The 25,924-nt window shown below is 74.3% G+C and carries 22 protein-coding genes; 7 read left to right on the top strand and 15 right to left on the bottom strand.

The window, feature by feature from the left end; genetic code table 11:
* Window positions 1-9: 9 nt before the first annotated feature.
* From lnt to MNY60_RS12420, 7 genes are all read right to left on the bottom strand, one after another.
* Window positions 10-1,767 (bottom strand): apolipoprotein N-acyltransferase, encoded by a 1,758-nt coding sequence (gene lnt / locus MNY60_RS12450; protein WP_242336973.1) that lies wholly within the window; start codon window positions 1,765-1,767, stop codon window positions 10-12.
* 60 nt (window positions 1,768-1,827) lie between these two features.
* Entirely contained in the window at window positions 1,828-2,205 is a 378-nt protein-coding gene (locus MNY60_RS12445) for a hypothetical protein (protein WP_242356311.1), read from the bottom strand.
* A complete protein-coding gene (gene ybeY, locus MNY60_RS12440; protein WP_242336966.1) occupies window positions 2,106-2,690 on the bottom strand; it encodes an rRNA maturation RNase YbeY in 585 nt (194 codons plus the stop codon). The genes MNY60_RS12445 and ybeY overlap by 100 nt, the downstream gene beginning before the upstream one ends.
* On the bottom strand, window positions 2,687-5,032 hold the full coding sequence (locus tag MNY60_RS12435) for an HD family phosphohydrolase (protein WP_242336963.1): 2,346 nt from the start codon (window positions 5,030-5,032) through the stop codon (window positions 2,687-2,689). The genes ybeY and MNY60_RS12435 overlap by 4 nt, the downstream gene beginning before the upstream one ends.
* Before the next feature lie 99 nt (window positions 5,033-5,131).
* A complete protein-coding gene (locus MNY60_RS12430; protein ID WP_242336960.1) occupies window positions 5,132-6,208 on the bottom strand; it encodes a PhoH family protein in 1,077 nt (358 codons plus the stop codon).
* A gap of 89 nt (window positions 6,209-6,297) precedes the next feature.
* The gene (locus MNY60_RS12425; protein WP_242356310.1) at window positions 6,298-7,494 is read right to left on the bottom strand and encodes a DUF4388 domain-containing protein; all 1,197 of its coding nucleotides are present in this window, start codon (window positions 7,492-7,494) and stop codon (window positions 6,298-6,300) included.
* Between the two features lie 11 nt (window positions 7,495-7,505).
* Entirely contained in the window at window positions 7,506-9,638 is a 2,133-nt protein-coding gene (locus MNY60_RS12420) for a tetratricopeptide repeat protein (RefSeq protein ID WP_242336954.1), read from the bottom strand.
* A 50-nt stretch (window positions 9,639-9,688) separates the two neighbouring features.
* Between MNY60_RS12420 and mazG the strand changes: the two genes are divergently transcribed.
* Entirely contained in the window at window positions 9,689-10,546 is an 858-nt protein-coding gene (gene mazG, locus MNY60_RS12415; protein WP_242336950.1) for a nucleoside triphosphate pyrophosphohydrolase, read from the top strand.
* Between the two features lie 495 nt (window positions 10,547-11,041).
* Window positions 11,042-11,314: a 30S ribosomal protein S20 gene (rpsT, locus tag MNY60_RS12410; protein ID WP_242336947.1), complete on the top strand. Its 273-nt coding sequence runs from the start codon at window positions 11,042-11,044 to the stop codon at window positions 11,312-11,314.
* 6 nt (window positions 11,315-11,320) lie between these two features.
* On the opposite strand, the gene lptE is transcribed toward rpsT, so the two are convergent.
* Both lptE and leuS read right to left on the bottom strand, forming a co-directional pair.
* Window positions 11,321-11,794, bottom strand: coding sequence for an LPS assembly lipoprotein LptE (gene lptE / locus MNY60_RS12405; protein WP_242336944.1), 474 nt, complete (start codon window positions 11,792-11,794; stop codon window positions 11,321-11,323).
* Window positions 11,795-11,965: 171 nt separating this feature from the next.
* On the bottom strand, window positions 11,966-14,461 hold the full coding sequence (gene leuS, locus MNY60_RS12400) for a leucine--tRNA ligase (RefSeq protein WP_242336941.1): 2,496 nt from the start codon (window positions 14,459-14,461) through the stop codon (window positions 11,966-11,968).
* A 156-nt stretch (window positions 14,462-14,617) separates the two neighbouring features.
* Between leuS and asnS the strand changes: the two genes are divergently transcribed.
* Window positions 14,618-15,922, top strand: a complete 1,305-nt coding sequence (asnS, locus tag MNY60_RS12395; protein ID WP_242336938.1) for an asparagine--tRNA ligase — start codon at window positions 14,618-14,620, stop codon at window positions 15,920-15,922.
* 80 nt (window positions 15,923-16,002) lie between these two features.
* Here asnS and MNY60_RS12390 read toward each other — a convergent pair whose 3' ends face one another.
* Entirely contained in the window at window positions 16,003-16,206 is a 204-nt protein-coding gene (locus MNY60_RS12390) for a DUF2892 domain-containing protein (RefSeq protein ID WP_242360694.1), read from the bottom strand.
* A 114-nt stretch (window positions 16,207-16,320) separates the two neighbouring features.
* On the opposite strand from MNY60_RS12390, the gene MNY60_RS12385 reads away from it, so the two are divergent.
* The 4 genes from MNY60_RS12385 to MNY60_RS12370 all read left to right on the top strand — a co-directional run bounded on the left by MNY60_RS12385 (window position 16,321) and on the right by MNY60_RS12370 (window position 19,663).
* Window positions 16,321-16,908: an RNA polymerase sigma factor gene (locus MNY60_RS12385; RefSeq protein ID WP_242336931.1), complete on the top strand. Its 588-nt coding sequence runs from the start codon at window positions 16,321-16,323 to the stop codon at window positions 16,906-16,908.
* Window positions 16,905-17,174 (top strand): anti-sigma factor, encoded by a 270-nt coding sequence (locus tag MNY60_RS12380; RefSeq protein WP_242336928.1) that lies wholly within the window; start codon window positions 16,905-16,907, stop codon window positions 17,172-17,174. Before MNY60_RS12385 ends, MNY60_RS12380 begins: the two co-directional genes overlap by 4 nt.
* Before the next feature lie 76 nt (window positions 17,175-17,250).
* The gene (locus tag MNY60_RS12375; RefSeq protein ID WP_242355641.1) at window positions 17,251-17,868 is read left to right on the top strand and encodes an alpha/beta fold hydrolase; all 618 of its coding nucleotides are present in this window, start codon (window positions 17,251-17,253) and stop codon (window positions 17,866-17,868) included.
* A gap of 124 nt (window positions 17,869-17,992) precedes the next feature.
* Entirely contained in the window at window positions 17,993-19,663 is a 1,671-nt protein-coding gene (locus MNY60_RS12370; RefSeq protein ID WP_255821381.1) for an HNH endonuclease signature motif containing protein, read from the top strand.
* A gap of 139 nt (window positions 19,664-19,802) precedes the next feature.
* Here the strand turns inward: MNY60_RS12370 and MNY60_RS12365 are convergent, their stop codons facing one another.
* The 5 genes from MNY60_RS12365 to nusB form a co-directional block, all read right to left on the bottom strand.
* Window positions 19,803-20,606 carry a phosphatase PAP2 family protein gene (locus MNY60_RS12365; protein ID WP_242336920.1) on the bottom strand — a complete coding sequence of 268 codons (804 nt, stop codon included), beginning with the start codon at window positions 20,604-20,606 and terminating at the stop codon, window positions 19,803-19,805.
* Between the two features lie 43 nt (window positions 20,607-20,649).
* Entirely contained in the window at window positions 20,650-22,179 is a 1,530-nt protein-coding gene (locus MNY60_RS12360; RefSeq protein WP_242336917.1) for an AcvB/VirJ family lysyl-phosphatidylglycerol hydrolase, read from the bottom strand.
* Window positions 22,176-24,701 carry a bifunctional lysylphosphatidylglycerol flippase/synthetase MprF gene (gene mprF / locus MNY60_RS12355; RefSeq protein WP_242355645.1) on the bottom strand — a complete coding sequence of 842 codons (2,526 nt, stop codon included), beginning with the start codon at window positions 24,699-24,701 and terminating at the stop codon, window positions 22,176-22,178. Before mprF ends, MNY60_RS12360 begins: the two co-directional genes overlap by 4 nt.
* Window positions 24,702-24,894: 193 nt before the next feature.
* The gene (locus tag MNY60_RS12350) at window positions 24,895-25,476 is read right to left on the bottom strand and encodes a M17 family peptidase N-terminal domain-containing protein (RefSeq protein WP_242355647.1); all 582 of its coding nucleotides are present in this window, start codon (window positions 25,474-25,476) and stop codon (window positions 24,895-24,897) included.
* Window positions 25,477-25,490: 14 nt separating this feature from the next.
* Complete coding sequence (gene nusB / locus MNY60_RS12345) at window positions 25,491-25,922, bottom strand: transcription antitermination factor NusB (RefSeq protein WP_242336909.1); 432 nt, start codon at window positions 25,920-25,922, stop codon at window positions 25,491-25,493.
* Window positions 25,923-25,924 lie beyond the last annotated feature (2 nt).

The raw sequence follows: 25,924 nt of genomic DNA, 5'->3' as shown, positions 1-25,924 counted from the left end.
GGCGTCTCGCTACGTCCGCGCGGGGCGACGGCCGGCGCGGAGCGCGGCCGCGAGCGCCGCCACGGTGAAGAGCGCGCTCGCGTAGGCGAAGAGGTCGCCGACTGTAGTGTAGGGGGTGCGCCCGCGCAAGCGCGGGACCTCGGCGAGGAGGAGGCGCGCGGGCTCGTCGGGATGGGGGGCGCGATCGAGATCGACGGGCCCGATCTCCAGCGCGCCCGGCGCGAGCTCGCCGGTGGGGAGGAGCACCGCCGAGACGCCGGCGTAGGCGGGCCGCACGACGGCCTTGCCCGCCTCGATCGCCCGCATCCGCACGATGTCGAGGAACTGGTACGGCCCCGACGAGTAGCCGTACCAGGCGTCGTTCGTGGAGTTCACGAGCAGCTCCGGCTCGAGCGGCTGGCGCGCGAAGGCGACGTTGATCTCGGGGAAGATGGCGTCGAAGCAGATCATGGGGGCGAGGCGCACCGAGTCGCCCGGCGCGGCCGGCTCCGCCGCGCGCGCGGGCGCGACGAGGCCCAGCGCGGCGCCGGCGCTGCGCCCCTCCGGCGCGGGGTCGGGCACCGCCTGCCCGCCCGGCGCGGGGAACGCGAGGACCGCGAGCTCCGCTCCCGGCGCGGAAGGCGCGAAGCTCGGCACGACCTGCTTCAGGAACGGCAGCCACTCCTGGAGCGGGACGTACTCGCCGAAGGGCACCAGGTGGTGCTTCTGGTAGCCGCCGAGGACCTCGAGCCGCGGCGTGAGGAGCAGGTTCACGTTGCCCACGCGCGAGACGCGCTCGCCGCCCTCCCCGCGCAGCCGCTCGATGGTCGCGGCGCCCAGGAGCAGGTGCGCGTGCGACAGGACCGGCAGCTCGTAGCCGGGCAGCGCGAGCGAGCGCACCCCGGGCGAGAGGTACATCGGGTACGCCGACTCCGGCCAGGCGACGAGATCCGCGCCGCGGCGGTCCGCCTCGACGGTGAGGGGGACGAGGCGGTCGAGGATGTAGTCGAAGTTGTCGCGCGCCCGGTTCTTCACCGACTGGTTCACGTTCGGCTGGACGATCCCGACGGTGAGCTTCGGCGCCTCGGCCATCCGCGCCCGCACGTGGCGCAGCCTGAGCTCGCCGTGCGCCACGACCAGGGCGAGCAGGGCCGCCGTCGCGACCACCGCCCGGCGCGGCAGGGGCCGCCCCTCGCGGCGCGCGGCGATCGCCTCGGCGATCACCGCGTTCACGAGCACCACCACCGCCGCGAGGGCGTAGACGCCGGCCAGCGCGGCGAGCTGGGCCACGGGCAGGGTCCGCACCTGCGTGTAGCCGACGTTCGCCCACGGGAAGCCGGAGAACAGGTAGTTCCGCGACAGCTCGAACGCGGCCCACACGAGCGGGAGGTGCAGGTGGAGCGGCCAGCCGAGCCGCGCCCGGATCGTCCAGGCGACGGCGAACGCCGCCGCCCAGTGGGCGGCCATGTAGAGCACGAGCAGCGTGAGCGCGACGAACGAAAGCCCGAGGGAGAGCCCCCCGAACTCGGTCATGGCGTTCGAGACCCAGTAGATGGCGACGTAGAAGTAGCCGAGGCCGGCCACGAGGCCGCGGAGGGCCGCGGCGCGCGCCGAGGGCGCCCCCCGGAGCGCGAGCAGCGCGGGCACGAGCGCGAACCACGCCACGGGCTCGAGCCAGCCCGCGGGATCCACCTGCCGGATGGAGAGGAACGGGACGACGAGCGGCAAGGCGAGCGCCAGGGCGGCGCCGGAGGCCACCGCGGCGAGGTACGGGAGAGCGCGCTTCATCGGGATCCGTGCGATCGAGGTTGTTCTTGCCGCGCCGGGCGGCGCGGCGCAACTCGTGGCCTAGCGACGCCGCCCGCTCGCCTCCGCGGGCTCGTCCTCGGGTGCGGCGGCGGGCGCGTCCTGCCCGGCGACGTAGGCGGCCGCGGCGGCGAGGTAGTAGGCGACCGCCTCGCGCACGAGGTGACCGACCGGGCGACCGAGCCGCGTGGCGGTCGTGCCCACCGCGTCCGCGAGATCGGCCGGCATGCGGACGGTGACGATGCGCGCCTGGGCGAGGGCCGCCTCCAGCCGCTCGAGCGCCTGGCTCGGCCGCGAGACGCGGAAGTCACCGGCCTCGATCATCTCCTTGATGCGGTGCGCGAGGTCCTCGCGCGTGTACCACGCGCCGTCGAGCCAGACCGACTCTGAGTCGAGGTCGATGTCGGCGAACGGGTCCATGAAGTCTCGGTCTCCGGGGCGCCGCGCGTGGGCCGGCCGCCCTCCCGGAGCGCCGCGCCGACGAGCCCCTCGGCGCGCGCGAGCTCCGCCTCCTTGCGCGCCATGCGCCTCGCGTCGGCGGGCCGCTCGTGGTCGTAACCGAGCAGGTGGAGGAGCCCGTGTGCGAGGTAACGGTCGAGCTCCGCGCCGACCGCCCGCCGCTCCTGGCGCGCCCTCCGGGCGGCGGTGTCGAGCGAGATTACCACGTCGCCCAGGAGCGGCCCATTCCCCGGCGGCTCGCTCTGCGGGAACGACAGCACGTCGGTGGCCGCGTCCTTGCCGCGCCACTCCCGGTTGAGGATCCGGATGCGCCGGTCCGTGACGAGGAGGACGGAGAGCTCCGCCTCGCCGCGCCCGACGGCGGCGAGGTAGGCGGCGGCGCGGGCGCGCAGGCGGCGCGCGGCGGCGCGCCCGCGCGGGTGCTCGGTGGCGAGCCGGACGGTCACGGGCGGGAGACGACCTGGATGGCGGGCGGCGTGCTCGGCTCCTCGCCGGAGCGCGCCGGGTACGCCGGCCGCGTGTGGTAGATGGCCTCGAGGGCGCTCACCATCGCGCCCGCGATCGCGTTGAGGTCGCGGAGGGTGAGCTCGCACTCGTCGAGCTGGCCCTCGCTGAAGATCTCGTTCACCCGCTTCGACACGAGCGCCCGCAGCGCCGCCTCGGTGGGCTCGGGCAGCGCGCGCGACGAGGCCTCGCAGGAGTCGGCGATCATGACGAGCGCCGCCTCGCGGCTCTGCGGCTTCGGCCCCGCGTAGCGGAAGAGCGCCTCGTCCGGCGGGGCCCCCCGCCCCTCGGCGGCCATCTTCAGCGCGCGCGCCCAGAAGTAGCCGACGAGCCGCGTCCCCTGGTGCTGCGGGATCGCGTCCGCGACCACCTTGGGGAGCCGCCACTGGCGCGCGAGCTCGAGGCCGTCCGTCACGTGCCGCTTGATGATGAGCGCGCTCATGCTGGGCGCGAGGGCGTCGTGGCGGTTCTCGCCGCGCTGGTTCTCGGCGAAGTAGACCGGGTTCCGGATCTTCCCGAGGTCGTGGTAGTAGGCGCACACCTTGGCGAGCAGGGGGTTCGCGCCGATGGCCTGCGCCGCCGCCTCCACCATCGAGCCCATCAGGATCGCGTGGTGGTACGTCCCCGGCGCCTGGACGATGAGCTCCTTCAGCGCGGGGTGGTTCAGGTTCGCGAGCTCGAGGAGCTTCACGTCGGTGACGTAGCCGAAGAGCCCCTCGACGGCGGGCAGGATCCCCACCACGGCGACGGGCAAGAGCAGCGCCCCGCCGGCCAGGGCGGCGCCGGCGGCGACCAGGATCTCCGCCGCGCCCTTCCCCCCGTGGAGGCCGATCGCGACGGTCACGGCGACGCCGACGACGCCCACGGCGAGGCCCGCGCGGAACAGGCCCGCCCGGTCGCGGCTCCCCGGCACGAGCCCCGCGGCCGCGAGCGAGGTGAGCGTCGCGTAGACGGCGAACGACATCGACTGCCCGGCGAGGAGCCCCGCCGAGAGCCCCGCCGCGAGCGAGAAGAGGAGCGCGGTCTCCGCGGCGAGCACCTGCCGCACGATCATGGCGCCCGCCGCGAACGGCACGAGGTAGTGCAGCGACGGCCGCGGCAGGAGCGGGAACCGCTCGTGGAGCGCGTCCGCGACGGTGAAGCCGAGGAACCCCAGCGCCAGGGTCCCGAGGAGGAGACCCGCCATGAGGATCGCGTCGCGGCGCGCGGGGCGGAAGCCCGGGAAGTTCCGGCGCGCGTAGCCCCAGAGCAGGACGACGAGGAGGCCGACGAGCGCGCCGCCGCCCAGGCGGACGTGCGTGATGTCCTCGTCCTGGCGCTGCGCGCGCATCCCGTCGAGCACGACGAGGTGCCGCGCCTCGATCCGCTCCCCGTCGCCGATGATCTTCTCGCCCCGCTTCACCGGGATGACGACCGGCTTCACGCGGGCGGCGGCCTCCGACTTCCGCCGCTCCGTCTCGGCCTGGTTGTGGACGAGGGTCGGCCGGACCATGGCCGTCGAGAGCCGCGCGATGGCGGCGCGCAGGGCAGGCGGCTCGTGCTGGAGCCGCGCCGCCGCGGTCCGCGCGACCTCCTCGCGCGCCTTCTCCACGGTGCGGACCAGGGAGACGTCGGAGAGCGTGCGCTCTCCGCGCAGCGCGCCGTCGCCGAAGGTGCGCAGCGCGAAGGCCGGGTCCCGCCCCGCGGGGAGGAGCTTCGCGTCCTCGACGACGAGCCCCTCGAGCCCCTTCTGCGCGAGCGCCGCCAGATCGTGCTCGACCGCCTCGGAGAACCGGGCCTGCGTGAGGGCCGCCACGTCCTCGTCGCGGACGAGCACCTGGAGCCGCGAGACGAACGCGTCGCGCTGGGCGGCGTAGCGCCGCTCCAGCTCGCGGGCGTCGCGGGCGGCGGGCGTGTCGCGGAGGGCGGCCTCCTCGCCCCGCATGAGCTCGAACGCGGCGTGGATGCGGGCGACCGCCTCGTCGGCGGCGCCGGAGTCGTGGTCGTAGACCGTCCGCTCGGCGGCGGCGGCCTCGGCGCGGCGGCGCGCGGTCGCCTCCGCGTCCACGATGTCGTAGTCCCGATCCGCCTTGATGGTGACCGGCGCCGGGGAGCCCAGCGCGTCGGGGCCCGGGAGCCGGTGCGCGGCGAACGGCGCGAGCAGGAGCCCTGCGGCAGTCGCGATGAGGAGGACGAGCCCGAGGCGCATGATGCGCCCGAGCCAGTCGACGCGCCGCTCGGCGAGCGGCCCGGCGGCAGCCTGCACGGGCGGCTGGGTCGTGGAGACTTCGGTCGGTTCGGGCACAGGCGCGCAGCCTCGCACCGGGGGAGCCCCCTGGCAACCGGGTCCGGTGTCCCCGATGGAACCTTCCAGGCCCCCGGTAGGCTTCCCCCGCCCGGGGTCCTACTCGCCGGCGCCCGTCCGGTCGGCGTTCCCGGCCGGCTGCGCCTGGGCCGGCGCGGTGGGCCGCTCCCGCTCCGCCTTCGCCGCCTCGGCGCGCGCGCGCCGCTCCGCCTCGAACACGTCGTAGGCGCGGACCACCTCCTGCACGAGCGGGTGGCGGACCACGTCCACCTCGCTGAACTGGCAGAAGCCGACGCCCTCCACGCCGCGCAGCACCTTCTGGACCTCGATGAGCCCCGAGCCGCGCCCGGACGGCAGGTCCACCTGCGTGACGTCGCCGGTGACGACCGCCTTCGAGCCGTAGCCGAGGCGCGTGAGGAACATCTTCATCTGCTCCTCGGTCGTGTTCTGCGCCTCGTCGAGGATGATGAATGCGTCGTTGAGGGTGCGGCCGCGCATGAACGCGAGCGGCGCGACCTCGACCGTCCCGCGCTCCATGAAGGCCGTCGCCTTCTCGTAGTCCACCATGTCGAACAGGGCGTCGTGGAGCGGGCGCAGGTACGGGTTCACCTTCTCCGCGATGTCTCCGGGCAGGAAGCCGAGCTTCTCGCCCGCCTCCACCGCCGGCCGCGTGAGCACGATGCGCTTCACCTTGCGCTCCACGAGGAACGACACCGCCATCGCCATGGCGAGGTAGGTCTTGCCGGTGCCGGCGGGGCCGATGCCGAACACGATGTCGTGATCGCGGATCGCCTGGATGTAGCGCTTCTGCGCGAGCCCCTTCGGCGTGATGATCCGGTGGCGCGAGGAGACGAAGACGGTGTCGCCGAAGACCTCCTTGAGCGGCACGCCCTGGCCGGCGAGCTTCGTGGCCTGGTCGACGTCCTCGAGGTAGAGGGGATAGCCGTCCTCGACGAGCCCGTACAGCTCGCGCACGAGCCCCTCGGCCACCTTCACGCGCGCCTCCTCCGGCGCCGCCACCACGATCTGTCCGCCGCGCAGGCCGAGCTGCACGCCGAGGCGGCGCTCGATGAGCTTCAGGTGCTCGCTGTGCGCGCCGCAGAGCGCGCGAACCTTGTCGTTGTCCGGGAAGTCGAGCCGTGCCGTCTTCAGCGGTTCCGCCGCGGTCTGAACCAAGCGTCTCCTCCGGGGCCGCGCGTTTGTACGTCGCGGTCCTCGATCGCACGATAACCGCCGCGGCCCCGGCCGGCACGCGGAGGAGGCGGCTACTCCACGGGGGGCAGGAGCACGAAGCGGCCCTCGGCCGTCCGGCGGTAGTACCACTCGACCGGCCACGGGTGGCGAAGATCGCGCGCGGAGGCGAGGTCCGCCTCCACGAGGGCGGAGAGGGACGGCGGGTACTCGCCGCGCTCCACGCGGTAGATCTCGAGCGCGCTCCGCAGCCGGGACGCCTGGGCGCGCGCGAGGAACCGCCGGCCGGCGTCGTCCGCCACCTCGGCGCTCGCCTGCGCGGCGAGGCCGCGCGCGTCGACCCAGGTCGCGATCCCGGCGAGCGCCGCGGCGAGGGCCACCGTCGCGACCACGCGGACCGCGGCGCGGCGCAGGCGGCTGCCCCACCCTTCCCGCCCGTACACGCCCACGGCGGAGGTCCGGCGCGCCGGGGCGATCGGCGCCAGGTAGCCGAGGTTCACGAGGGCGAGGAGCGCCTTGCACGTCTCGAACTCGCCCAGGCGCGAGAGGTCGACGATCTCCTCGACGGGCCGCCCCGGCTCGGCGAGCGCGTGGACGCGCCGCTCGTTCGGGCCCAGGCTCGCGAACTCGCCCTTCCGCTCGACGGGCTCCTCGCCGAACGCGTCGAACGCCGCGTCCACGTCGTCGCCGCCGGCGGGCGCGGAGCCCGCGCCGGCCCCGCGCTCGGCGCCGAGCGGCCGGAGCCGCTCGAACGTCATCGCGGTGGAGGTGATCCGCTTGCGGATCATCGGCCACTCGTCGACCTGGCGGAACCCCTCCATCAGGACCGACTCGGCGCGGAGCGGCGTGACGGTCGCGCGGTCCCACTCCACCTCGCCCGGCTCGAACGCGTACGTCCCGCTCTTCCAGTGGAAGAGCCGGTAGACCGTCTCGGTGGTCTGCAGCGCCGTCATCTCCTTCAGCGCCGCCGTCGAGACGAGCCCCTCCTCGACGAGGACGTCGCCGAGCCGGCGCAGGCTGCGCTTCTGGACCTCGAGCGCGTGCTGGAGGCCGTCCGGGCTCACGAGCCCGGCGCGGACGAGCAGGGTCCCGAGGCGCTCGCGCGACTTGCGGCCCGCCGACTCGGCGTGGACGACGCAGCCGTCGGCGAGGGCGATGCGGATCTCGTCGCCGCTCCCGCGAAGGTGGAGCACGCCCGTCTTGGCCTGCTGGCCGATGAGCTGGAGGATCTCCGCGATGCCGAAGTCCTTGAGGGTCCCGGTGAGCGCCATCGCCGTCTCCCTCAGCGCGTGCGGCGGAACGCGTCGCGCACCGCGAGCCCCCACGCGAGGAGCGCGAGCGGCGCCGCGACGGCGAGCTTGCCCGCGAGCACCCAGGGCGTCGCCTCGGGCGGGGGCAGGACGCCGCGCCAGAACCAGACCACGAACCCGAGGAACAGGAGCGCGAGGAGGAGCAGCGCCCCGCGCACCGGCGCGCCGCTCCAGAGCGGGCCCGCGCCGCCGCCCACGAGCGCGAGGATGCGGGCCGAGAGCGCGGAGAGGCGGGCGTGGCGCCGGATCTGCGCCTCCTTGCGGAGCCGGTCGCGGGCGTCGACGAGGCCGCGCCGCTCGAAGGCGTTCACGCACTGGCCGCAGCGGACGTCCGACGCAGGCCCGCAGCGGCGGCACGCGGCCCCGCCGCAGCCCTCGCACGCGCGCGAGGGGCCGAGGCGCGGGGCGAGCGCCGAGAGGAGCCACAGCGCCGCGAGGAACCCGACCCCCGCCCAGGGGAGCGCCGCGCGCGGGAGCGTCCCGGCGAGCCGCGCCTCCGCCCACGCGCGCACGCGCCCCGCGGCCCCGTCGGCGTTCGCGAGCGCCGCGAGGCGGCCCTCCGGGATGGGCAGATCGACGAGCCAGCGGTTCGCCGAGAAGTCGTCGTCCGAGCCGCGCGCCCGCAGGAACGCGCCGGCCTGCGCCTCCGCCTTCTCGCGGGCGGCCGCGCTGCGGTCCATCTCCGCGGTGCGCAGGTAGAGCTTCGAGAGCCCGTAGCTCGCGGCGCCCTGCACGAGCGGGTCGCCCGCCGCGCGGTCCGACGCGGCGAGGTACGCGGCCCGCGCGCCCTCGAGATCGCCCGCGAGGAACAGCGCGTTGCCGAGGTTCACCGAGAGCTCCGGAGCGCGCTCGTCGGCGGCGGCCGCCGCGCGGTAGTGCCGGAGCGCACCGGCGAGGTCGCCGCGCCGCTTCGCGAACCTCCCCAGGGCGGCGTGGACCACCGCCGGGGCGGGCTCGCCGGCGGCCGCCTCGAGCGCGGCGGCGTCCTCGTCGGAGGCCGCCCCGTGCTCCACCGCCTGGACCCGCTCCGCGAGCGTGCCGGTCCAGGCGGTCGCGCGCGCCGCCGCCCCGGAGGCCCACGGCACCGCGAGCAGGGCCGCGAGCGCCGCGGTCGCCACGGCGCGCTCCGCGCGCGCGAGGTAGGGCCAGGCGGCGAGCGCCAGCACCGCGAGCGCGACGAGGGGCCCGAGCCCGAACGCGAGCGGCGCCAGGAGCAGGACGATCGCGAGGAAGCCGGCCTGGACGCGCGCGGTCCCGCGCACGAGCGGGAGGTGATGGAAGTCGTGGACGAGCAGGGGGAGGCGTCGCGCCAGCAGGAGGACGAGCACCGCGACGGCGCTCGTGATCGCCGCCGCGAGCGCCGCCGCGAGGACGTCGGCCAGGAACGCGCGCCGCGTCTGCGGATCGCGGGCGGCGGCGACCGCGGTGTCGCGCAGCGCGCCCGCGACGGGCGCGGCCCGGCCCGGCGCCTCGGCGAGCCGCGCGAGCGCGAGCGCGAGGTGCGCGTCCGGCAGGTCCGGCGCGAGCGCGACCGCGAGCTGGGCGTGGGCCACGGCCTCGGCGACGAGGTCCGACGCGAGCGCGCGCGAGACGGCGCGCGTCTCGGCGACCGCGAGCGGGACGAGGTTCTCGATCCCGAGCTCGCGCTGCGCGCCGAGCAGCGCCTCGGCCGCCGCGTCGGCGCGGGCGGGATCTCCGTCGCGGAGCGCGTCCCGCCGCTCCGCCCAGCGCCGCATGAGCTGGGCGTAGGTGGTCGAGACGGGCACGATGCGCCGCGCGCGCTCCGCCGGCGGCAGGCGCACCTCCGACGCAGGGGGCGGAGCGGCGCTCGGGCCGGGGCGGACGGACGCGTCGGAGGGCGGCACGTCGGCCGGGACGGGCGGGGACCGCTGCGCCGAGCCGGCCGCTCCGGGAGTGGAGAGCGTCCCGCCTCCGGCAGGCCGCGCAGCGGCGGGCGCGGGCGGCACCAGCGTGGGCACGGCCTCCTCGGCCGTCTCCTCCCCCTCCACGACGAGCCTCGGGGGCGCGAGCTGCGCGGCGGCGAGGACCGGCGCGGCGAGCGAGAGGAGCGCGACGAGGAGGATGGGCGATCCGCGGTGGGCCACGCGAGAACGGGATGCTAGCACGCCCGCTCCTGGGCTAAGAAGACGCGACCATGTCGCGCGCCACCGATGCGATCGAACGTCTCCTCGGGATCATGGAGCGGCTACGCGGACCCGGAGGCTGCCCGTGGGATCGCGAGCAGACGCTGCGGAGCCTCCGGCCTTACGTGCTCGAGGAGACGTACGAGGTGCTCGAGGCGATCGACGCGGGCGACGCCCGGGAGCACTGTGAGGAGCTCGGCGACCTCCTCCTCCAGATCGTGTTCCAGGCGCAGCTCACGCGCGAGCAGGGCCAGTTCGACTTCGCAGACGTCGCGAACGCCATCTCGAACAAGCTCGTGTCGCGCCACCCTCACGTGTTCGGCGACGTCGCGGTGAAGGACGCGGACGACGTGCTCCGGCAGTGGGCGGCGCTGAAGCGCGAGGAGAAGCGCGCGAAGGGGCGCGGCGAGAGCGTGCTCGAGGGCGTGCCGCGGGAGATGCCGGCGCTCGCCCGCGCGGACCGGCTCACCGAGAAGGCGAGCCGCGTCGGCTTCGACTGGCCGGACGCGGGCGGCGCGAGAGAGAAGCTCTCGGAGGAGATCGGCGAGCTCGACCAGGCGATCGCCTCGGGCGACCGCGACGCGATCGAGCACGAGCTGGGGGACGTCCTCTTCGCCGCCGCGAACCTGTCCCGCAAGCTCGGGATACCTGCAGAGGAGGCCCTTCGGGGGACGGTCGCTCGCTTCATAGCGCGCTTTTCCCACATCGAGCGCGAGCTCGCGCGCCGCGGCGTGCCCCACGGCGGCGCCTCCCTCGACGAGATGGACGCCCTCTGGAACGAGGCGAAGATCTTGGAGGCCAAGGCGAAATCGCCAGCCGATCCGGCCGTCACCGAGCCGCCACAGGGTTTGGGGAAAGAACGTGGATAAGTCTGTGGGCAGCCCCCTCGGAAGGCGGATTTTCGCGGGTGCGGCGGGCTCTGCTGCATTTTGCGGCGGTCGCGAACCTGTGTGATTCCGGTCGCTTGTCCTTGGACACACCCACGAACGTCCACATCCGGGAGTCAAGTGACCCGCGAGGATTCCCGCTTCTTCGCCGCCGGTGGATAACTCTCCTCCCCCTGTGTCTCCCAGACCCGCACCCGACGTGGGACAGCCGTTCGGGTAATGCGCGGGTGGTTGCAGGAGAAGGGCGCGTGCGACCGCCGCTGCGCTCTGCCGCGCCGCCCTAGGGCATGCGGCGCGAATGGGCCGCGGGACCGCATGGCCGTAGGGGCCGCGGAGCACGCCCGCGGTCGAGGCGAACGGTCGCTGCGCGCCGGCCTGCGCGACGCCGCGCAGCCGAGCGGTCATAACCCCTTGACGTCGCTCGCGATGGACGGTAGATAGCGCGCCCTCGTACCCCTATAGAGCACAGAGGTCAGCTTGGCGAATACCGCATCGGCCGAGAAGCGAAACCGTCAGGCGCAGAAGCGCCGCGCCCGCAACGTCCAGGTCCGCACCGGCGTGAAGAGCGCCGTGAAGAAGGCGCGCGAGGCGATCACCCAGGGTGACGCCAACGCTGCCCGCGACACGTTCAAGGCCGCGGCCCGCGCGCTGGAGAAGGCGACGTCGAAGGGCGTCGTGCACAAGAACGCGGCGTCGCGGAAGATCTCGCGGCTCGCGAAGGCGGCCGCCAAGGCCGCCGCCGCGAAGTAGGCGGAGCTACCGCTCGAACGCGCGGAGGAGGTCGCGCGCCGCGTCGCCCGCCACCCGGCGGAGCGCGAGCGCGCGGCGCCCCTCCGTCTCGAGCGCGTCGTTCACGCGACGACCCTGCGCGTCGAGCGCCGACACGCCCGCGAGGTAGTCGGCGTCGCGCCGCACCGTCCGCTCCGACACGGTCGCGCCGTCCACGACGAGGCGCGCCTTCACCACCACCCCGATGCGCCAGGTGGAGCCGTCCGGCGAGGACGTCCCGGGCGCGGTCGCGCGCACCTCTCCGACGATCTCCGCAGGCGCGCCGGGCCCCGCCGAGGCGCCGCGGCGCGCGAGCTCGTCCCGCAGCGCCGCCGTCAGCTCAGCCCCGAGCGACGCCTCCGTCGAGAGGTTCTCGAACGGCTGGACGTGGACGCGCTCCGCGCCGCCCTTCGCGACGTAGCGGTTCTCGAAGCCGTAGCCGCAGCCGGACAGCGCGAGCACCAGCGCGAGCGCCGCCAGGCCCGCGGGCGGTCGGGCTCCGCGTGGGGAGGCTGCCGGCCGCATCGGCGACCCCTGCCGCACCTCGTGTCGCCAGCGCAAGCGCAGGGGCGGCCGGCTGAGGCCGCCCCGGAGCGCGCCGGGGGGGTGTGGGGGGGTAGCCAGCCTCATCGGCTACCCCACCACAAAGTTGATCAGCCGCTTCGGGACGAAGACGACCTTGCGGATCGTCTTGCCGTCGAGGTGCGCCCTCACCCGCTCCTCGCCCTCCGCGAGCGCGCGGACCTCGGCCTCCGCGGCGGCGACGGGCGCCTGCACCTCACCGCGAAGCTTGCCGTTCACCTGGACGGCGATCGTGACCACGTCCGCCGCGACGAGCGCGGGGTCGAAGGTGGGCCACGGGTGCTCCGCGAGCAGCTCCTCGCGCACCGACGGGCCGAGCACCTCGTGCCAGAGCTCCTCGGCCGCGTGCGGCGCGAAGGGCGCGAGCAGCGTCGCGACCGCGAGGAGCGCCTCGCGCACGGCGGCCCGCTCCGGATCGGCGCCCGGCTCGAGCGCGTAGAGCGCGTTCACGAGCTCCATCAGCGCGGCGATGCTCGTGTTGAACTTGAGATCGCCCTGGAGCCCGTCGGTGACGCGCTTGATCGTGCGGTGCGTCTTGCGGCGGAGCTCGAGGAAGTCACCCTGCGCCTGCGCGAGCGCGGCCTCGGGCGCGCGGAAGCACTCCTGCCGCGCGTGGAAGATGCGCCACACCCGCGAGAGGAACCGGAACAGGCCGTCGACCTGCTCGTCCGACCAGTCGATGTCCTTCTCCGGGGGCGCGGCGAACAGCATGAAGAGCCGGACCGTGTCCGCGCCGAACCGCGCGACCATGGGGCCCGGGGCGACGACGTTGCCCCAGCGCTTCGACATCTTGCGGCCGTCCGGGCCGTTCACGATGCCCTGCGTGACGAGCCGCTTCACCGGCTCGTCCTCCTGGACGAGCCCGAGCTGGTGCATCACCCGGTGCCAGAAGCGGAAGTACAGCAGGTGCATCACGGCGTGCTCGGGGCCGCCGACGTACACGTCGACGGGGAGCCAGCGCTTCGCCTCGGCGGGATCGAACGGCCGCGTGTCGTCCTTCGGCGAGAGGTAGCGCGCGTAGTACCAGGACGAGTCTACGAACGTGTCCATCGTGTCCACCTCGCGCCGGGCGGGCTTGCCGCAGCGCGGGCAGGTGGTGTTCACGAACGACGGCACCTTCGCGAGCGGCGGCTCGCCGGTGCCGGTGATGAGCGCCTCCGCCGGCAGCGTCACCGGGAGCTGATCCTCGGGGACCGGCACGGCACCGTGGTCGGGGCAGTAGACGATGGGGATCGGCGTCCCCCAGTAGCGCTGGCGCGAGAAGCCCCAGTCGCGCAGGTGCCAGCGAACCGTGGCCTGGCCGAAGCCGCGCGTCTTCGCCTCGGCGGCGAGCTTCTCGCGCGCCGCCGCGCTGTCGAGCCCGGACGCGTCGCCGGACGCCTCGAGCACCCCGTCGGCCGTGTACGCCTCGGTCAGCGCGTCGCCCGCGGGGAGCCGCTCGCCCCGGGCCGGCTGGATGACCACGCGGATGGGCAGCCCGTACTTGCGCGCGAACTCGAAGTCACGCTGGTCGTGCGCCGGCACGCTCATAACCGCGCCCGTCCCGTACTCGGCGAGCACGAAGTTCGCGATCCAGACCGGGACCTCCTCGCCGGTGTACGGGTTCACCGCGTGCGCGCCGGTGAAGACGCCCTCCTTCGGCGCCGCCTCGCCGGTCCGCTCCGCGGCGTCGGTCTTGCGCATGCGCTCGACGAAGGCGCGCACCTCCGCCTGCCGCTCGGGGCGCGTGAGCCGCTCGACGAGCGGGTGCTCGGGCGCGAGGACCACGTAGGTGCAGCCGTGGATCGTGTCGACACGCGTGGTGAAGACCTTGATCGGCCCCTGCCCCGGCACCGCGAAATCCACCTCAGCGCCGACGCTCTTGCCGATCCAGTTGCGCTGCATCGTGATGATGCGCTCGGGCCACTCCGTGAGCCCGTCGAGCCCGTCGAGCAGGTCCTGGGCGAAGGCGGTGATGCGGAAGGCCCACTCCGGGATCACCTTCTCCACCACCGGCGAGCCGCAGCGCTCGCAGCGGTTGTCCTCGACCACCTGCTCGTTCGCGATGACCGTCGCGCAGCCGGTGCACCAGTTGGCCTTCCCCTCGCGCCGGTAGACGATCCCGCGCTCGAGCATCTTCAGGAAGAACCACTGGTTCCAGCGATAGTAGGACGGGTCGGCGGTGACGACCTCGCGGTCCCAGTCGAACGCGTAGCCGAGCTTCTTCATCTCGGCGCGGAAGGCGACGATGTTCTCGCGCGTCCGCTCGGCCGGGTGGCGTCCGTCCTTGATGGCGGCGTTCTCGGCGGGGAGGCCGAGCGCGTCGAAGCCGATGGGGTGCAGCACGTCGTGGCCGCGCATGCGCAGGTAGCGCGCGAGCGCGTCGCCGATGGTGTAGACGCGCGCGTGCCCCATGTGCATCGCGCCGGAGGGATAGGGGAACATCTCGAGCACGTAGCGCTTCTCGGCGTCGGGGCGGCGGCCGGCGTGGAAGGCGCCCGCCCCCTCCCAGCGCGACTGCCAGCGTGGCTCGATCGACTGCGGCTCGTAACGCTCGTTCATCGCCATAAGGGGCGGCGATATTACCGGACGTCGGGGTGTTCGTCTGCCCTTCGTGAGGAACGGCGCCCCCGTCCGCGCCACGCCGCGAGGCCCCGCCGGCCGCCGGGCGTTCGGTTATAGTGCCCGCCGCCAGAGCGCCCCGAAGCCCACGGAGCCCACCGCATGTTCCCGCCCGTCCACATCGCCGACATCGCCCAGCACGAGGGGAAGGAGGTCACCCTCCACGGCTGGCTGTACAACCGCCGCTCGTCCGGGAAGCTCCACTTCCTGCAGGTGCGCGACGGCACGGGCACCATCCAGTGCGTCGTGTTCAAGGGGAACGTGACGCCGGAGGTGTTCCGCGAGGCCGACCACCTGCCCCAGGAGACGAGCCTCACCGTCACCGGGCTCGTGAAGAAGGACGACCGCTCGCCCATCGGGTTCGAGCTCGACGTCCGCGACCTGAAGGTCGTCTCCCTCCCGGCGCAGGAGTACCCGATCGGACACAAGGAGCACGGCGTCGCGTTCCTCATGGAGCAGCGGCACCTCTGGCTCCGGTCGCAGCGGCAGCAGGTGATCCTGCGCGTGCGGCACACGGTCGAGAAGGCGATCCGCGACTTCTTCGACGCGCGCGGCTTCACGCTCGTCGACGCGCCGATCTTCACGCCCTCCGCCTGCGAGGGGACCTCCACGCTCTTCGAGGTCCCCTACTTCGATCTCGGCAAGGCGTACCTGACGCAGTCCGGCCAGCTGTACATGGAGGCCGCGGCCATGGCGCTCGGGAAGGTCTACTGCTTCGGCCCGACCTTCCGCGCCGAGAAGTCGAAGACGCGCCGCCACCTGACCGAGTTCTGGATGGTCGAGCCCGAGGTCGCCTTCATGGACCTCGACGGCGACATGCAGCTCATGGAGGAGTTCGTCTCGCACGTCGTCCAGACGGCCCTCGCGAAGCATCGCAAGGAGCTCGCGGCCGTCCTCGAGCGCGACGTCTCGAAGCTCGAGAGCGTGAAGCCGCCGTTCCCGCGCATCACGTACACGGAGGCGGTCGAGGTGCTGCAGAAGGCCGGTCACCCGATGAAGTGGGGCGACGACATCGGCGGCGACGAGGAGACGGTCATCGCGAAGCAGTACGACCGCCCGGTGATGGTCCACCGCTACCCGGCGGAGATGAAGGCCTTCTACTTCAAGAAGGACCCGACGGATCCGAAGGTCGCGCTCGGCTGCGACGTGCTCGCGCCCGAAGGGTACGGCGAGATCATCGGCGGGGGCGAGCGCGAGAGCTCGCTCGAGACGCTCGAGGCCGCCATCGCGCAGCACCAGCTCCCGAAGGAGGCGTTCGAGTGGTACCTCGACCTCCGCCGCTACGGGACGGTGCCGCACGCGGGGTTCGGCATGGGCGTCGAGCGCTGCGTCGCGTGGATCTGCGGCCTCCACCACGTCCGCGAGACCATCCCGTTCGCGCGGATGATGGAGCGGATCACGCCGTGAGCGGCGCCGGCTGATCCTGATCTTCCACGAGAGAGAGGGGCTCCGGCGATGAGCCGGAGCCCTGTCCGGTCGCCGCGGGATCAGCTACGCGTCGACACCTTGGGCATCGGGCAGGTGCTGAGGCCGAAGAGTCGGTACAGCGGGCAGAACCCGACGAGCCCGGTGAGAAGCGGGATGACGCCGATGAGCCCGATGAGCGGGCGGGGGCCGGCGACGGTGAGGGAGAGGAGCGCGAGCCCGACCACCACGCGGATGGTCCGGTCCAGAATGCCTTCGTTCATCATGTTTACGACCTCCTGCACCGGAGAGTGCCGCCGCCCGCCGGAGGATTCGCGGGCCGGCGCTTCTGGCGCTCGCGAATCCTTTCCGCGTCCGCGGGACTCGCAACGGAAGGAACGATGCTCGGCGCGCCGACGGACACCAGTGACGAGGAGCTGATCCGCCGGAGCGCGGCGCGCGACCGCGCCGCGTTCGACGCCCTGGTCGCGCGCCACGGCGGCGCGCTCCTTCGCTTCGCGACGCGCAGCTGCGGGACGGAGGTGGAAGCCGCCGACGCGCTGCAGGACGGGCTCCTCGCGGCGTGGCGCGGCGCCGGGACGTTTCGCGGCGACGCCAGCGCGCGCACCTGGCTCTTCCAGATCGTGCTCCACTGCTGCCGCCGGCGCGCGCGCCGGCGTGCGGGCGAACCGGAGCAGCACGCGCCCGTCGAAGCCGCCGCCGATCTCCCCGGAGCCGATGCGCCCGAGGCGCGGGTCGCGGCGCTGCAGGCCGGCGCCGCCCTCGAGCAGGCGCTCGCGTCGCTACCCGCGGCGGCGCGGGAGGTGCTGCTGCTCCGGGATGTCGAGGGGCTGTCGGGCGCCGAGACCGCGGCGGCGCTATCCATCGACCTCACCGCGATGAAGAGTCGACTCCACCGGGCGCGGCTCGAGCTCAAGGCCCGCGTCGAGGAGCGCCTCGGCCGCGCGCTCTCGGAGGTGCTGCCGTGACGATCGAGAACGAGAAGGTGATCGCGGGGCTCTCCTGCAGCGACGTCCTCGCGCGGCTCTCCGACTACGTCGACGGCGACCTTCCGGCGGAGGAGCGAGGGCGCGTCGAGGACCACCTGCGCGCGTGCGAGGGCTGCGCGCGGTTCGGTGGGGAGTTTGCGGCGACGGTTCGCGGGCTGCGCACCCACCTCGGCGCGCCCGCCAGCGTCTCCGGCGAGCTGAAGGACCGGCTCCGCCGGGCGCTCGACGACGACGGCGCGCCGTAGGGCCCCCGAGCATCTTTCGACGCTGTTGGTCCTGGTTCGACGGTTCGTCGTACAGTGACCGTCCAGGTCATCTGCAATGGCACCTCCCCTCGTCTTCCTGCCCGGCGCCGGCGGAAGTGAGTCGTTCTGGAAGCCAGTCGGACAGCGGCTGGCCGACCTGGGCGACGTCGTCCTCTTCGGCTACCCCGGGTTTGGCGGGGTCCCCGCCGATCCTGGCGTGAAGTCGCTGGACGACCTTTACCGCTGGATCGTCGCGCGCCTCCCTGCAGGAGCGAGTCACGTCATTGCGCAGTCGATGGGCGGAATCTTCGCCGCACGTCTGGCGCTGGAACATCCGGAGCGGGTTGAACGCTTGGTCCTGGTCGCGACCTCGGGCGGCATCGACGTACGACGGCTCGGCGCAGCGGAATGGCGTCACGACTACCGAGCGTCGTTCCCGGACGTGCCGAGCTGGTTCATCGACGACCGCACCGACCTCACGCATCGGCTCGCGGGGATCCGTGCACCGACCCTCCTGCTGTGGAGCGACTCGGATCCGATCAGCCCGCCCGCCATCGCTCATTTCCTTGCCGAGCGCATCGGGGGCGCTCGCGTCGTCACCGTGCCGGGCGGGACTCACGCGTTCGCGAACGAGCGTCCAGACGAGGTCGCGACGATCATCAGGTCCCACCTGGTACCGGTACAGCGGCCCTGACGCCGTGCCGCTCCGGCGAGGCGACGACGACCGATCGTATACGGCGGCCGGGGCAGGTTATCGGCCAACTCGACATTGCTTCAATTGACGGTGAGTGTCAGACCTCCATGCCATCCTGTATTCGATGGAGGCCGCGCTCCCCACGATCGAGACGGACGCGGTGACGCCCGAAGCCTCGCTGGCCGGCTACGCGGCGCCGCTGCTCGATCTGCCGCCGCTCACCCGGGCCGAGCTCGAGACGTGGTTTCGGGGCGGGGAGCCGGAGGCCGACGCCTGCGAGCATCTCCTCGCCTGGGCCGCACGGGCTCGGGGGACGCTGGACCTCGCGATCGGCGAAGGGCTCGACGCGCTCAGGCGGGGGGACCGGCTCGCGGAGCTGGGCTATCACCTCGACGACTACGCCCGCGAGGTCCTCGATCTCGGGAAGCGCACCGCCGAGAACCTCGCCCGGCTCGGGGCTGGGCTGCGCACGCGTCCACGGCTCCGGGCGGCGCTGCGGTCGGGGCTCGTCCGGGTCCGCGCTGCGGAGACGGTGCTGCCGGTCGCGGTCGGCGAGGCCGAGGCGCGCTGGGTCGAGCGCGCCAGCGTGCAGACGGTCCGCGAGCTGGAGGAGGCGGTCCGCGCGGCGCGGGCGGAGCCGGCCGCCGGCGAGGAGGAGTGGGTGCGGCTGCGCACGCATCTGCCGCTGAACGAGCGGCTGGTCGTGGACGAGGCGCTCGCGGCCGCGCGCGAGCAGGTGCCGGGCTCGACCCGGATCGAGCAGCTGGAGGCGCTCGCGCAGGAGTACCTCGCCGAGTTCTCGTCCGACGGCGACTCCCACGAGCCGCGCTCGCTCGGGCCCGGGTTTGGCGCCGTGGGCCCCGGTCACTCCGCGCGGCGCGCGGGGGACGGAGCCGAGACCGGCCGATGGGCGGCGCTCCCCCCAGTACCCGAGCTCGCCGCGCCTGACGTTCCGTTCGACGAGACCTCGACGGCGCAGGAGCTCGACGAGCGGCTCCGCGCGCTCGGCCGCCTGCGTTCCGGGTGGGATCGCCTCATCGGATTCTGCGGGTACGCCGTGAAGCGGAGCGGGATTCCGGTGCTCCTGGGCTACGACGGCTTCCGCGAGTACGTCGAGGAGCGGCTGGGGCTCCCCGCGCGCGCGGTGGAGCAGCGCGTCGCGCTCGAGAAGCGGCTCTGGGAGTCGCCGGCGCTCCGGGAGGCGCGGCGGCAGGGCGTGTCGTACGAGAAGCTGCGGGTGCTGGCGCGAACGCCGGAGACCGACATCGCGACGTGGATCCCCCGGGCGCTCGCGGCGACCTGCATCGCCCTGAAGCGCGAGGTGGAGGGGGAGCACGAGCGGCAGATGCGTGCGCGGCAGAAGATGCTCGTTCCGTTGCCGCGCCGGGTGGCGGTGCTCCTCGCGGACGCCATCGAGGCCGTCCGGGCAAGATTCGGGCGCGTGCTCTCGACCGGAACGTGCCTCGCGGTCATCGGATTTCACTTCCTCGCGTCGTGGAGGGGTGCGGGGAGACGATCGATGACTCGTTCACAGAAGGTCCGCGCCCGAGATCACGGTTGGTGCCAGGTCCCGGGGTGCAGCCATCGCGCCGTCCACTCGCACCACATCGAGTTCCGCTCGCACGGCGGCAGCGACGATCCCGAGAACCAGGTCGGCCTGTGCGCCTTCCACCACCTGCGGTGCGTCCACGGTGGGATTCTCGCCGTGATCGGGCGGGCGCCGGACCGGCTCACCTGGCTCCTGGGCGGAACCATTTGGGAGGCGGGCACCTGCGCCGAGCCGGTGGCTTGCTGAATCGAGCAGGCCCAGAACCGCGTGGCCGCGAAAGCGCCCCTCTTCCGGGCAAGCATTCCGGCGGCGCAGGAGGCGCGTGGCGGCTCGAGCGCGGCCGCTCGCCGCCCGTTCCTCAGGCGCCGGGGCTGCATCTGGCCGTTCAGAACCGTCCCATGAGCGCGAGGCCGCGGCCCACGGGCGCGACGCCGAAGTCGCCGGACCTGCGGCGGTGCAGGAGCGGGACGGCGGTGCCGACCGCCGCCCCCGCGACGAAGCCGACCACCACGTCGCTCGGGAAGTGGTGGCCGCCCCACACGCGCTCCACCGCAACGCTCGCGCCGGCGAGCCCGGCGACGAGCCAGGGCCAGCCGCGTTCGCCGTAGCGCAGGCGCATCGTCCAGGCAGCGTCGGTGAGGGCCGCGACGGTGGTGCTCGTGTGGCCGGACCAGAAGGCCCGGTACGAGCCGGGCTGCCGGAGGTACGCGGGCTCGCCCTCGTACGCGCGGGGGATGGGGCGCTGGGTGGTGTACTTCGCGAGCGCGTTCAGGGCGCCGTTCACGGCGAGCGTCTCCGCGAACACCGTCGCATCCTCGACGAGCGCGCGGCTCCTGCCGAGCGCGGCCCAGTCGGCGAGCGGCGGGCCGAGCATCGCGAGGTACACGGTCGCGTCGCTCACGTGCGCCGCGGCGTCGTCGTGGAGGCCGATCGCCCAGCGGTCGAGCCGGTTCACCTCGCCGCGATCGCAGGGGCAGCGCAGCGCGATGAGCCGGTCCTCGAGGAGCCAGGGCACGAGGTTCCCGAGCCCGGCGATCGCGATGATCGCGCCGTCCACCGCCGGGTCGACGTGGAAGACCTCGCGCGGGGACCCTCCTGCCGCCGCGCCCGAGCCCGGCGTCGCGACCGCGACGAGCGCCGCGGTGACGAGCGCCCGGACCGCGGCGGTCCCACCTCGCCCAGGAGCCATCCCCCCCTCCCCTCCCCGCGCCCGGCGGCGCGTACCGACTGCATCATGGGGACGACGGGGCGCCCGCGCCCGGGGCGGTTCCGCTCGCCGCGTCGTTCACGATGCGCGCGAGGTTCGCGTAGTCCCGATCGAAGTGGTGACCGCCCGGGAGCACGACGCGGGCGACCCAGGGCAGGTCCACGAGGTGCGGGCAGAGGCTGTCGCTCTCGTCCGCGCCCTGCACGCACAGGAACCTCGTCGCGCCGCCCGAGGCGCGCACGGCGGCCTCCGTCGAGGTCGCCGCGCTCCGCCGGACCGACGAGAACAGATCCACCATGTGGACCTCGAACTCGGCGAAGGTCTGCGGGCCGAGCATCGCGACGAGCTTCAGCGCGGCCCGCTGGTCGGCCGGGAGGCGCGTGGCGACGAACGGCACGATGTCGGCGCCGCGCGAGTAGCCGATGAGGACCAGCTCCCGCCGGCCCCAGGCTGCGCCGTAGTGCGCGAAGATCCGCGCGACGTCCTTCGCGGTCTCGTCGGGCGTGCGCCGCCGCCAGAAGTAGCGGAGCGAGTCGAGCCCGACCACCGAGACACCGACGTCGGAGAGCGCGCGGCTCATCCCCTTGTCGAGCCCGACCCACCCGCCGTCGCCGGTGAGGAGCACGGCGAGGCGCGGTCCAGGCTTCGCCGCGGGGACCTCGACGAGGGGCAGGTTCTTCACGTCGGGGGGCGGAGCTGCGGCCGCCGGCGGCGCGGGGTCGGGGGGCCGGTCTCCCCCGGCGGCTTGCGCCTCCGCTCGCGGCGGCGCGGCGGGCGTTCCCGCCGCCGGCCGCGACGGAGCCGCCTCGGCGGCGTCACACTGCGCCTCGATGCGGTCGATCTCGTCCCCGGCGGCCGCGGCCCAGCTCGACACCGGCACGAGCGCGTGGCCGACTCCGGGAAGGACCGTCACCGCGAGGGCGCGGCCGCGCCCGAACGCCTGCGCGCTCGCCGCAGGACAGGCGCGGTCTTTCGCGCCGGCCACGATCGCGAGCGGCGCGCTCGGACGGGCGCCGTCCGCGGGGAGGTCGCCCTGGGGCGTGCTGCGCGGCGCCGGCCCCGCGCCGGCGCAGAGCGGCACCCCGAGCGGCTTGCCCGGGCACGGCGCGAGCGCGACCGCCCCCGCGAACGTGCCCTCGGGCGCCTGGGCGAGGGCGGCCCACGTCGCCGCGGCGCCCTGCGAGTGCCCGACGACGTACGGCCGGACGTACTCCTCGAGCCCGAGCTCCTTCTCGAGGTGTTGCGCGAGCGCCTCGAGATCGCCCGCGGGGTAGACGCAGCGGTGCTCGCGGTGGCGGGCGAGGTAGCCGGCGGTGTCGACCGCGAGCACCAGCGCCCCGCGGGCGGCGAGCGCCTCCGCGAGGGCACGCCGCCCCTCGCGCACGCCCGGGCCCTCGCCGGACAGGAGCACCACCACGCGGCGCGGATGGTCCTCGGGCGCGTGGACGTGGACCGCGCCGAAGCCTCGCATCTCGAACGTGCGCGGAGACGCGCTCACGGGCGGCTGGGCCGGCGCGCTCGCCCCGAGCAGCGCGGCGACGACGAGCGGGATCATCGGGACACCACCCCTTTCAGCCCGCGCGAGACGAGGGCCGCCACGTTCGTGAGCACGAGCGGCAGCCGGAGCCCCCCCGGCGCGGCGAGGAAGCGCGGCCGCCACTCCGGGGCGAACTTCTCCTTGTACTGACGCAGTCCCTGGAAGTTGTAGAAGTACTCGCCGTGGCGGTAGAGGCGAGCGCCGAGCCGCATCCACAGGGGCGCGAGCATGCGGTCCTCGAGCCCCGAGAACGGCGCCATCCCCAGGTTGAACGCCTCGTACCCCTCGGCGCGTCCCCAGCGCATGAGCGACACGAACAGGAAGTCCATCGTCGTGCGCGGCGCGTCGGACTCGTGGCGCATGAGGTCCACCGACAGCTCGGCCTTGCGCGTCCCCGCCCAGACGTTCGCGAAGGCGACGGGGCGGCCCCCCAGGAGCGCGAGGGCGACCGGGCCTTCCTTCAGATAACGCTCGTCGAAGTAGCCGAGCGAGAAGCCCTTCTCCCGCGTGCTCCGGTCCGCGAGCCATGCGCCGGAGATGCGCGCGAGCTCCGGGAGCAAGGACGGCACCCGCTCCGCCGGGACGAGCTCGAACGAGAGCCCCTCGCGCTCGGCGCGGTTGAACGCCTGGCGGAGCGGCCGCCGCTCCGGCCCGTCGAGCGAGAACGCGGGGAGCGGGACGATCGCCTCCTCGCCGAGCCGGTAGATCGCGAGGCCCAGGTCGAGGTAGCGCGGGAGCGCGCCGGGGCCGACCTGGTAGAAGCAGGCCCACCCGCCGTGACGGTCCGAGAGCTCGCGGAAGCGCCACGCGAGCTCGGTCGCGGCCCGCTTCGAGCCGATGGGATCCCCCATGGAGCACCAGGTCCGCCCCTCCACGCCGTACATGAGGAACGACGCGCCGTCCTCGCCGAAGAGGATCGGCTTGTCGCCGAGCAGCGCGAGGTGCGCGGTCGAGTCCTGCGCCCGATCGACGATGGGACGCAGCCGCGCGAGCTCCGCCTCGCCGGGCGGCGCGGGCTCGGGCGGCGCGGGGTGCATGAGCCGCACGACGCCGTAGAGTACGACGGCGCAGACCCCGACCACCGAGGCGCGGAGGAAGCGCGGGGCGTCGGCGTGGAAGGCGAAGTCGAACCAGAGGTCGCGCGAGTAGTCGACGTGCCGGTACGCGAAGAGCCCGATCCACACCGAGGCCCCGATGACGACGAGCACGGCGGAGATCCAGCCCGACGACAGCGGCACGTCGAGGAGCGCGCTGCGCCGGTAGAACTGGCGCCGGAACGGCAGGAGCGCGAGGAGGATGGCGGTGAGCAGCGTCGCCTCCTCCCAGTCGAGCCCCTTCGCCAGGGAGGCGACGGCGCCGGTCGCGAGGAGCCCCACGGCGAGCACCCAGGCGCCGTCGAGCCGCCGTGCCAGCGCGCGCCCGAGCAGGAGCAGCGCCGTGCCGACGAGGCTGCCGATGAGGTGCGACGCCTCGAGGAGCGCGAGCGGCACGGTGCGCCGCAGGAGGTGGAGCCGCGCGGCCTCGGCGGGGGTGGCGCCGGACACGAGCAGCACCGCGCCCGCGATCATGCTCCCCGCCGCCGCCAGCCAGGGTACGACCGGCGCGAAGGAGGCGTGCGCGCCCCGCAGCACCCGGCCCAGGCGCTCGCGCCGGACCACGACCTCGTTCACCGCGAGGAGCGCGAACGCGAGGACGAAGGGTCCGAGGTAATAGACGACCCGGTACGCGACCAGGCTCGACAGCACCTGCGGCGCGGGCACCGCGGGCGTGAGCGCCGCGAGCACGATCGCGTCGAACACGCCCACCCCGCCGGGGAGCTGCGAGGCGAGCCCCGCCACCTGCGCGGCGACGAACAGGCCGACGAGGCCGGGGAGCGAGAGCGGCGAGGTCGAGGGCAGGAGCACGTGCAGCACGATCGCGGCGAGCACCCAGTCCGCCGCCGACACCGCCACCTGGGCGGCGGCGAGCGGCAGCGACGGGAGCGTCACCGAGGTCCCGCCGAGCCGGAGCTCTCGCCCGCGCGCCGCGAGCACGAGGTACACGGCGGTGACCGCCAGTGACGCGACGCCGAGCCCGCGCGCGACGGCCGCGGGGAGCGGCACCGGCACCCCCGAGAGGAGCGCGAGCCCGAGGAGCGGGAACAGCCCCGCCCAGAGCTGGGCGGCGGTGAAGCCCACCACCTTGGCGATCTCCGCCGGGGCGAGCCCCCACTGCGAGTAGAGGCGGAACCGCACCGAGCTCGAGGACAGGAGCGCGAACCCGACGTTGTTCCCGAAGGCGTAGGCGATGAACGAGGTGAACGCCACGCGCCCGTAGGGGAGCCGCCGGTTCGCGTAGCGCAGCGCGAGGAGGTCGTACGCGCCGAGCAGCAGGTAGTCGGCGAGCGTCACGGCGACGGCGACCGCGACCGCCAGGCGGGGCAGCGCGGAGAGCCCGCGCTCGATGTCCCGGACGTGGAAGCCGCGCAGCTCCGCGTGGAGCGACCACGCGGCCGCCCCGAGCAAGAGCGGCGGGAGCACCCCTACCGCGATCCGGCGCACGCGCCCGCGCATCGGTCCGTGGCGCGCCCGAGCGGGCCGACCTCGCCGCCCCCGCGCGCACCCTGCTCATGATGACACCGGGTCTTCCCCCGCGGTTCAACGTCCGCCTCGGGGCGTGCGGCGCACGCGGCCCGGGGACTCGGACGCGGAGCGTCCCCTCACGCCCGCGCCGGAACGGGACGCGGGGCGGGCGTCAGCGGAGGACGCCGCCCACGTGCGGCAGCGCGCGCGCGCGCCGCGGCATCTCGACCCGCGAGGGTGGGGCGATGACCTCGACCTCGACCGCGAGCGTGTTGCGCGCCGCGGCGAGCTCCCGCTGGAGCTGGCGCGCGTCGCCGAGGAGCACCTGGCGCCGCACGGGGCGCGAGAGGCTCGCCTCGAGCCAGAGGCGAGCCGCGAGCGCGGGGTCGCCCCCGGCGAGCGGGGGCATGGCGACGGCGAAGGCCTCGCTGCCCGCCCGCGCGAGCGCCTCGAGCCCGGCGCGCGCCGCGGGCAGGAACGCCTCGGGCGTGAGCGGAGCGTCCGGCAGCCCGAAGCAGAACAGCCGCGTGGGCGCGATCCGGCCCCCGGTCGGCAAGAGGAGCGCCTCGCCGCGGCCTGCGTGGAACAGCTCGTTCCGGATCGTGCGCGAGATGGCGCCGCACATCCGCCAGTCGATGAAGCCCGCGAACCCCTGCAGCGGCCGCTCGGGCCCGACGAAGACGCCGACGGCGTCCACGTCGAGCGCGTCGATCGCCGGGAGCCCCAGGTCCGCCACCTCGATCTTCAGCGCCACGCCGATCCCTTCTCCTACCGGTCCGCCCGGCGCCGCTCGGGCGGAAGGCCGGCGGCAATCTTGTCGAGGACGCCGTTCACGAAGGCGCCCGAGCTCTCCGAGCCGTACTTCTTGCCCAGCTCGATGGCCTCGTTGATCGCCACCTTGATCGGCACGTCCGTCTCGAGGAGCTCGTACGTCGCGAGCCGGAGCACGTTGCGATCCACCTTGGCCATGCGATCGAGCCGCCAGTGCGACGAGACCTGCTCGATGGTGTCGTCGAGGGTGCGGCGGTGCGCGGCGACCCCGCGCACGAACCCCTCGGCGAGCTCCATCACCTCCCGCTCCACCGGCTCGAAGCTCTTCCAGAACCGCGCGAGGGCCTCATCGATGCCCTCGGCGGCGACGTCGATCTGGTACAGCGCCTGCAGCGCGCGCTCCCGCGCTCTCGTACGCTTCAGCGACACGT

This window comes from Anaeromyxobacter sp. SG17, assembly GCF_022690695.1.
Taxonomy (GTDB): Bacteria; Myxococcota; Myxococcia; order Myxococcales; family Anaeromyxobacteraceae; genus Anaeromyxobacter; species Anaeromyxobacter soli.
The sequence above is the reverse complement of the archived record's forward strand: the minus strand, read 5'-3'. Positions and strand labels throughout refer to the sequence as shown.

Excerpts from the sequence above, each read along its gene's own strand:
- MNY60_RS12370 (WP_255821381.1), top strand. The coding sequence starts at position 17,993 with ATGGAGGCCGCGCTCCCCACGATCGAGACGGACGCGGTGACGCCCGAA.
- MNY60_RS12360 (WP_242336917.1), bottom strand. The coding sequence starts at position 22,179 with ATGATCCCGCTCGTCGTCGCCGCGCTGCTCGGGGCGAGCGCGCCGGCC.
- MNY60_RS12385 (WP_242336931.1), top strand. The coding sequence starts at position 16,321 with ATGCTCGGCGCGCCGACGGACACCAGTGACGAGGAGCTGATCCGCCGG.
- MNY60_RS12425 (WP_242356310.1), bottom strand. The coding sequence starts at position 7,494 with ATGGCGCTCACCGGGACCCTCAAGGACTTCGGCATCGCGGAGATCCTC.
- MNY60_RS12365 (WP_242336920.1), bottom strand. The coding sequence starts at position 20,606 with ATGGCTCCTGGGCGAGGTGGGACCGCCGCGGTCCGGGCGCTCGTCACC.
- MNY60_RS12445 (WP_242356311.1), bottom strand. The coding sequence starts at position 2,205 with ATGGACCCGTTCGCCGACATCGACCTCGACTCAGAGTCGGTCTGGCTC.
- MNY60_RS12375 (WP_242355641.1), top strand. The coding sequence starts at position 17,251 with ATGGCACCTCCCCTCGTCTTCCTGCCCGGCGCCGGCGGAAGTGAGTCG.
- asnS (WP_242336938.1), top strand. The coding sequence starts at position 14,618 with ATGTTCCCGCCCGTCCACATCGCCGACATCGCCCAGCACGAGGGGAAG.
- lnt (WP_242336973.1), bottom strand. The coding sequence starts at position 1,767 with ATGAAGCGCGCTCTCCCGTACCTCGCCGCGGTGGCCTCCGGCGCCGCC.
- leuS (WP_242336941.1), bottom strand. The coding sequence starts at position 14,461 with ATGGCGATGAACGAGCGTTACGAGCCGCAGTCGATCGAGCCACGCTGG.
- MNY60_RS12390 (WP_242360694.1), bottom strand. The coding sequence starts at position 16,206 with ATGATGAACGAAGGCATTCTGGACCGGACCATCCGCGTGGTGGTCGGG.
- mazG (WP_242336950.1), top strand. The coding sequence starts at position 9,689 with ATGTCGCGCGCCACCGATGCGATCGAACGTCTCCTCGGGATCATGGAG.